Origin of the sequence: Natrialba hulunbeirensis JCM 10989, assembly GCF_000337575.1 — an archaeon.
In the GTDB taxonomy this organism is placed as follows: Archaea; Halobacteriota; Halobacteria; order Halobacteriales; family Natrialbaceae; genus Natrialba; species Natrialba hulunbeirensis.
Window position 1 is genome coordinate 216563 of the sequence record NZ_AOIM01000013.1, and the last position, 6946, is coordinate 223508.

A 6946-nucleotide genomic window follows, 5' to 3' on the forward strand; every position below is an offset into this window, starting at 1 on the left:
TCGTAAAAGTATAAAATTCACCGTCGCTACTCGAAGCCCGTGAAGAGCGCACTGCTGATGGCTCGAATAGAACAGTTCTGTACGCAGAACCGCGACTCACATCGAACGCCGAACCGTTTCAACGAGCGGGACCCCGAGAAGCCTGCAGGCGATTTCTGGGCAGGGCTACTGCGAACTGTAATCACGAGTGAGCAATCTACGATTGTGTCGATTAGCAGCCTGTTAGTCGTATAGAAACAGTCTAGTGCTGTGCATAGCTATCACCCGCTGTGTCATTCGTTCACTCGGGATGTCAGAGACAGTACTCGAGTACCAGAAGGATGTGCTCGCAACGGTAATCGATGAGGCAGTATACGTCGGGTCGGCCTCGGAGGCAGAGGCCGCACAGTTGCACGACCGGCTTGCGGATGCGGAGTCAATGCAGTCAGTGGATCGGTTGTGGGACGATCTTTCACAGGAGTACGAGGTGCTTGAGGCCGAACTCGAGGCCAAAGAGGCCTGAGCTGCGAGCGGATTGCGGTGGGTCGTCACTACACGACACGGTCCGCACGCTTCGAAGCCCTTATACTCGGGAGTTGAATAGGTGAAACCGACTCGCTGGATCGCGGGCACCAGCGGGCACCTGTTCGGCACACGACGCCGCCACAGGACGGGATGTGATCCGACGCTCGGATTGAACCAGGAAACGCCCGCGGTGACAATCAATGGCAAAAAGCTTCTACTCCCACATCAAGGAGGCATGGAAGGACCCCGACGACGGCAAGCTCGGGGAACTGCAGTGGCAGCGAAAGCAGGAATGGCGAAAGCAGGGCGCAATCGAGCGCATCGACCGTCCGACCCGCCTCGACAAGGCGCGCGAACTCGGCTACAAGGCAAAGCAGGGCATCATCGTGACCCGCGTGTCGGTCCGCAAGGGGACTGCACGCAAGCAGCGCTTCAAGGCCGGTCGCCGAACCAAGCGCCAGGGTGTCAACCGCATCGGGCGGCGCAAGAACATCCAGCGCATCGGTGAAGAGCGCGTCTCCCGAAAGTACCCCAACCTGCGCGTCCTCAACAGCTACTGGGTCGGCGAGGACGGCAGCCAGAAGTGGTTCGAAGTGATCCTCGTGGATCCCGAACACCCTGCGATCCAGAACGACGACGACCTGAACTGGATCTGCGACGACGCCCACACGAACCGCGCGTTCCGTGGGCTTACCAACGCCGGCAAGGCAAACCGCGGTCTCAACAACCGTGGCAAGGGCGCAGAGAAGGTCCGACCGTCCAACACGGGCGGTCAGGGTCGCGCGAAGTAAGTTCTCGAATTCGAGTTCCACTTCTCTATTTCTACGACCACATAGCGACAGCGTCGTCGACGGGAGCCGTCGCGACAACAGTCTGTGAGCAATCAGCCCCCCACTCACGGTGAGGCACTTGCACAGCGACCCGCAGGAGCAGGACGAATCGGGCATCCCAGCGCCCGAGAGAACGGCCCGGAGTTTAAATCACAGTCAGCCGTAGGAGCGACTATGCCACAACACGTCCTCGTCCCAGTCGACGACTCGGACCGCTCGACCGACGCACTCGAGTTCGCCTGCCAGGAGTACCCCGATGCGACGATCACGGCGCTGCACGTCATCGACCCGGGTGACTTCTACGCCGCAACGGGGATCGAAGGCGGCGCGATGGCGAACTACGAAGAGATTCAGAAACATCACGAGAGCCGTGCCGACGAGCTACTCGAGTCGGCCCGCGAACAGGCCGACACGCACGGGGTCGAGATCCAGACTGACCGCGTCGTCGGCGGTATCTCGCGCTCGATCGTGAACTACGCCGAAGAGAACGACGTCGACCACATTACACTCGGTAGTCACGGCCGGACTGGTGCGAGTCGGATTCTGCTGGGCAGCGTCGCGGAGAACGTTGCGCGGCGGTCGCCGGTGCCGGTAACGATCGTCCGGTAAGCTGTCCTAACAATTCTCTGGAGAAGGTACTCGACAGCGACGTGAAACAGTGACGCGAGAACGCGTAGTCGGGTAGACGGAGGCGGAGGGGAGGCAAAAGCGGAAGCGTGCTAGTGGGGACAGTCAAATAGACACTAGACGGTTGTCAGCGCGCCAACCGGTGCGTCGGTTCGCTCGCGGGCGCGTTCGATCCCGTCGTCACCGGCCGCGATGAGCGCGAAGACGCCGGCGACCTCGGCTTCGGAGGTTTCGACGATATCAAGCAGGAGTTCCTGGGTCTCACCGGAACGAATGAGGTCGTCCACGACGAGAACGGAGTCACCGGCGTCGACGGCAGAGGCGGGTAGGTAGTAGGTGAGTTCGATGCCGGATTGGAGGCGTTGGCGAGCCTCGATGAACTCCTCGACGGCGGTCTCCTTGCTCTTCTTCGCGTAGGCACAGCGAGTGCCGTAGTAGCTCGCGAGCGAGGCGGCGAGCGTGATGCCGTCCGTCGCGGCGGTGAGGACGACGTCGGGACGGTCGAACTCGAAACCGTTGGCGACGACGGGTGCAACGAGGTCGAGGAAGGACTGATCGAAGACGGTGCCGGAGTTGTCGACGTAGCCCTCGTCATCGACGCGAATACGGGCATTGAGTTCGGCTGCAAGCGCCTCACGGCCGATGTCTTCGACGACCTCGCGGGCGCGTTCGGTGCCGGGGAGGACGTGGCCGTTGACGTAGCGGTTGAGGTCACCCGCCGGGAGGTCCGTCGTCTCGGCGAGTTCGTCGTAGGTTCGCGTCTCCTTTAACATCCGCAAGACGTCGACCGCCCGCAACTGGAGGGCGGCCTTCTCGGCTCGGTTCATATAGGTATGCACGATTCCGCAACTATGGGGATTTCGATCTCCTCGTGAGTGAGAGACCATCACGAACATGGACTTTCGAGAGAGATGAAACCGACCGTTAGAGAGAACAGCCGGGCGAACCATGGGTCGACTATTTTCGACTGTACCGCCCCACCAGGCGCTGCATCACACGTGCCTGCGCCTTCTGGAGTAGTCGCGACGCCGTACTCGAGGCACAACCCAATTCATCTGCGACCTCATCGACGCCGGCCTCACGCGGGACTTCGAAGTATCCGATCTCGACGGCGGCCTCGAGCGCTTCGAACTGGCGATCCGTCAGGTCACCGCTGAGCGGGACGTAACGGCGGTCGTACTCACCGATCGCACGAACGTCGACACTGATCTCGTCGGGTAATCCCTCGAGTAGCGCCTGGAGATCGTCGCCAGCGCCGACGATCGTCATGTAGAAATCAGCCGCGGAATCGTAGACGATTGGTGGCACGACCACGAGATCGAGCGCGGCGAACGCCTCACGCCAGCGGATATCCTCCGGACGCGTTTCCTGGCAGATGTAGACGTAAAACGTCTCGTCGTCGATCGGCGTGAGATCGTACCAGCGAACCGAATCGACGGTCTCGATCCTCGCCTCGTAGGGACCGCGATCGGCCTCAGCGTAGAACAGTTCGTACTCGAGTCCGTCCTCGCGACCGACGACGTTCCACGTCAGTAGTTCCTCGTAACGAACCACATCCGTCTCGCGGATGAATCGCTGCATCGGATGGAGCATCCAGTCGGGCTGTGAGAGGCGGACGTCGAGGTGCTTCATCGGTCGTCGTTCAGTTCTGCGAGGACAGTTCACTTATATATTCACTAGTAGAACCGGGAGAACGCGAAGGGCGGTCGCGCCGCGATAATCGATATGGAACGACAGCAGCCGTCGAGACTCGAGCAGCGAACGTCGACCGACGAGCAAGTGATGGAGGTGTCATCGTGATCGAACTTAGTTCGCTGCCGGTACCGACTGCGGTGTTCGCCGCGAGTTTCGCACTCGTGATTGCGAACCTCACCGGCATCGTCGCCAGCGCACTCGGTGTCGCCGACTACTGGCCGCCGGGCGAACGAACGTGGCAGTTCTACACGCACTGGACGATTTCGCACCTGCTCAACGTCGTCCTGGCTGTGCTCGCGTATCTGGACTGGAACAGTCTCGGGCTTCCACGGGTCCCGAGTTTCGCTGCGGGTGCAGTCCTGTTCCTCGGCGGCTTCGCGGCTGCCTTCGCGGCCGGCCACGATCTCGGCGTCGAGGAAACGAAGGGACTGTCCGGTGAATTGCGGACCGGCGGCTGGTATCGGTACTCGAGAAATCCGCAGTACGTCGGCTACATCGCCGCGACGGTCGGGTTTGCGTTGCTCACAAACTCGGTACTGGTGGCCATCGTCTGTACGGTCTTCCTCTGCTGGTGGCTTGCCTTACCGTTCGCCGAAGAGCCCTGGCTGCGCGAGCAGTACGGCGAGGAGTACGAACGCTACGCCGAACGCGTGCCACGGTTCGTTGGACGGCAAACGGTACGAGTGCTTGCGAACAGTCGGAATGGGGTGAACGGATAACGAGGGACCCACCGTCGATCGTCCAGATTCAATGCCGGAAAGTGTCTGGTCGTCGCGCGAGTTACTCGGTGGTCTGCGTCTCTGTCAGATGCACAAACACGAACAGACTCACAGACACTGGAGAACATCAACCCTGCTCCGATTACAAGAGATAATTATTTCAACCATATCTGTATTGAAGTACAGATGCGTCCTCACGAACAGCGGGGGCGACATCAGATGCGAACGTCTGCACTCCCCGCCGCAGGTATCATCGTTGCAGGGTCAATCCCGATCATTGGTGTCGTATCCGCCGGTTGGAGTGTGGTTGCCCTCGTCGTCCTTTACTGGCTCGAACTGGCAATCAGTTCCGTCGAAACTGCCGTGAAAGTGCTCTTTGCAGCGGATGAGAATCAGACCGATGAACAAGTCACGCCCACCCCCACTGCATCCGAGACAGTCAGATTCCGTCCACGGCGAGCGAACATCCGTCCGATGAGCAGCTTTCTTGGCGGGTACGGGTTCTGCTGGGTCATATACGGTGTGTTCATCTTTCTGATCTTCGTCACGGCAGATCCGGGGGTGATCGGTGTCATGACGGAGCTATGGTTCCTGCTCGCACTCGGTATGTCTCTCCTCAGCAGTGGACTCACACTTTCCATAGACTACATTGGAAAGAACGCATATCGGACCGCGACACCCGACGAAGTGACTCAGGAAGCGTTCAACGAACTATTTTTCTTTTTTCTTGGGCTCATTTTTGGGACAAGTCTGGTCATGCTACTCGGTTCACCGCTTGTCGGTCTGTTGTGTCTCGTCATCGGAAAAATACTGTACGACCTGTCGCTGTACGGCCGTACCCAGTCCAGGCAGAAAACGCCAGCCTGACAGGAGTGACGGCTGCCGCCCCACTTGGTCGTCCTTGCCAATATTCGTCCCGTATTTCACCCAGACTGCTGTACGTCGCTGTCTGCGAACCCCGTCTCGCCTGTGATTTCGCGTTAACTGCTCCCACTCTGACGGACGGTGCTTTCTCGATGACGTTCCATACAGCAGTATCGGAGAACCCTACACCATATCAGAGAACGGATGAGTCGAGAAACGACTGCCTACTGCAGGAAGTCCGGCTCGGAGCGCTGCTCGTCGCGCTCGGTGACGAGGTGGTCGTGGAAGTCCTCGATTTCGACATCGTACTCCTGATCCTCGAAGCGGTCGCGGACCGAGATGTTCCCGTCTTCTTCCTCGTTGTCGCCGACGATGATCTGGTACGGCACCCGATCGTCGTGGGCCGCGCGGATCTTTCGCTCGAGCGTCGAGTCGCGGTCGTCGACCTCGACACGGAAGTCATCGAACTCGTTTGCGACCTGGTAGGCGTAGCCGAGGTTCGCGTCCGAAATCGGGAGGACGCGGACCTGTTCCGGCGCGAGCCAGAGTGGGAACTTGCCCTCGTAGTGCTCGATGAGCATCATGAAGAACCGCTCGTAGCTGCCATAGAGCGCGCGGTGGATCATCACCGGCTCGTGCTCTTCGTTGTCCTCGCCCACGTATGAGAGGTCGAAGCGGTCTGGCATATTGAAGTCGAGCTGGACCGTCGGCCCGTCCCACGCACGGCCGATGGCGTCCTCGAACGCGAAGTCGATTTTTGGCCCGTAGAACGCGCCGTCACCCTCCTCGATATCGTACTCGAGGTTGCGCTTTTCGAGGACGTTCTCGAGTTGCTCCTCTGCGTGCTCCCAGATCTCGTCGCTGCCGACCGACTTCTCTGGGCGCGTGGCGAGTGCCATCTCGTACTCGAGATCGAACGTCTCGAGCACGTCGATGATCATGTCCATGATCTCCTCGACTTCCTGTTCGATCTGGTCGGGGCGGATGAACAGGTGGCCGTCGTCGATCGTAAAGGCCCAGACGCGCGAGAGGCCCGAGAGTTCGCCGCGCTGTTCCTTTCGATACACCTTGCCGTTCTCGGCGTAGCGGATCGGCAGGTCACGGTAGCTCCAGGACTGGTCCTGGAAGATGGCGGCGTGACCGGGACAGTTCATCGGCTTCAGGCCGAACTCGTCGTCGCCGACGTCGAAGATGAACATGTCGTCGGCATAGTTCTCATAGTGGCCAGAGCGGTGCCAGAGGTCCGTCTTGAAGACGTGGGGCGTCTCGACGTAGTCGTAGCCGGCGTCCTGGTTGAGGTCCTCGACGAAGTCCTCGAGTTCCTTCAGGACCGTCTTCCCCGGCGGGTGGTACAGCGGCAGACCGGGACCAGTTACGTCCTGGATCGAGAACAGGTTCATCTCGTTGCCGATGCGGCGGTGGTCGCGCTTTTCGGCCTCCTGCTTTCGCTCGAGGAAGTTCTCGAGATCGCTCTCGTCTTCGAACGCGGTGCCATAGATGCGCGTCTGCATCGGGTTCTCCTCGTCGCCGCGCCAGTAGGCCCCAGCAATTTCTAGGAGCTTGACGGGGCCGATCTCACCCGTCGAATCGACGTGCGGACCGGCACAGAGGTCCCCCCACTCGCCCTGTTTGTAGAAGGTGACCTGCTCGTTCTCGTCGGCGAACTCGGCAAGGAGTTCGAGCTGTCTCTTATACACATCTCTGATG

8 protein-coding genes are annotated in these 6946 nt (G+C 60.1%); 5 read left to right on the forward strand and 3 right to left on the reverse strand.

Translation table 11 applies throughout. From position 1 onward, the window contains the following. The first annotated feature begins 289 nt into the window (after positions 1–289). From C483_RS04815 to C483_RS04825, 3 genes are all read left to right on the forward strand, one after another. The gene (locus C483_RS04815; protein ID WP_006652231.1) at positions 290–502 is read left to right on the forward strand and encodes a hypothetical protein; all 213 of its coding nucleotides are present in this window, start codon (positions 290–292) and stop codon (positions 500–502) included. Positions 503–704: 202 nt separating this feature from the next. Further along, positions 705–1295, forward strand: coding sequence for a 50S ribosomal protein L15e (locus C483_RS04820; RefSeq protein ID WP_006652232.1), 591 nt, complete (start codon positions 705–707; stop codon positions 1293–1295). A gap of 213 nt (positions 1296–1508) precedes the next feature. Then, the gene (locus C483_RS04825) at positions 1509–1943 is read left to right on the forward strand and encodes a universal stress protein (protein WP_006652233.1); all 435 of its coding nucleotides are present in this window, start codon (positions 1509–1511) and stop codon (positions 1941–1943) included. Between the two features lie 134 nt (positions 1944–2077). Here C483_RS04825 and C483_RS04830 read toward each other — a convergent pair whose 3' ends face one another. Together C483_RS04830 and C483_RS04835 are read right to left on the reverse strand one after the other, a co-directional pair. Beyond that, positions 2078–2788 carry a phosphoribosyltransferase family protein gene (locus tag C483_RS04830; RefSeq protein ID WP_006652234.1) on the reverse strand — a complete coding sequence of 237 codons (711 nt, stop codon included), beginning with the start codon at positions 2786–2788 and terminating at the stop codon, positions 2078–2080. Between the two features lie 130 nt (positions 2789–2918). Next, positions 2919–3593: a helix-turn-helix domain-containing protein gene (locus C483_RS04835; RefSeq protein ID WP_006652235.1), complete on the reverse strand. Its 675-nt coding sequence runs from the start codon at positions 3591–3593 to the stop codon at positions 2919–2921. A gap of 164 nt (positions 3594–3757) precedes the next feature. On the opposite strand from C483_RS04835, the gene C483_RS04840 reads away from it, so the two are divergent. Both C483_RS04840 and C483_RS04845 read left to right on the forward strand, forming a co-directional pair. Beyond that, positions 3758–4375, forward strand: a complete 618-nt coding sequence (locus tag C483_RS04840; protein WP_006652236.1) for a methyltransferase family protein — start codon at positions 3758–3760, stop codon at positions 4373–4375. Between the two features lie 219 nt (positions 4376–4594). Continuing rightward, positions 4595–5242 (forward strand): DUF6498-containing protein, encoded by a 648-nt coding sequence (locus tag C483_RS04845; RefSeq protein WP_006652237.1) that lies wholly within the window; start codon positions 4595–4597, stop codon positions 5240–5242. Between the two features lie 221 nt (positions 5243–5463). On the opposite strand, the gene thrS is transcribed toward C483_RS04845, so the two are convergent. Continuing rightward, positions 5464–6946: threonine--tRNA ligase (gene thrS / locus C483_RS04850; RefSeq protein WP_006652238.1), on the reverse strand; the 1483-nt coding region annotated here is incomplete at its 5' end.

What these genes read in the sequence shown, in the direction of transcription:
- C483_RS04815 (WP_006652231.1), top strand. Translation starts at nt 290, where the DNA reads ATGTCAGAGACAGTACTCGAGTACCAGAAGGATGTGCTCGCAACGGTA.
- C483_RS04820 (WP_006652232.1), top strand. Translation starts at nt 705, where the DNA reads ATGGCAAAAAGCTTCTACTCCCACATCAAGGAGGCATGGAAGGACCCC.
- C483_RS04830 (WP_006652234.1), bottom strand. Translation starts at nt 2,788, where the DNA reads ATGAACCGAGCCGAGAAGGCCGCCCTCCAGTTGCGGGCGGTCGACGTC.
- C483_RS04825 (WP_006652233.1), top strand. Translation starts at nt 1,509, where the DNA reads ATGCCACAACACGTCCTCGTCCCAGTCGACGACTCGGACCGCTCGACC.
- C483_RS04835 (WP_006652235.1), bottom strand. Translation starts at nt 3,593, where the DNA reads ATGAAGCACCTCGACGTCCGCCTCTCACAGCCCGACTGGATGCTCCAT.
- C483_RS04845 (WP_006652237.1), top strand. Translation starts at nt 4,595, where the DNA reads ATGCGAACGTCTGCACTCCCCGCCGCAGGTATCATCGTTGCAGGGTCA.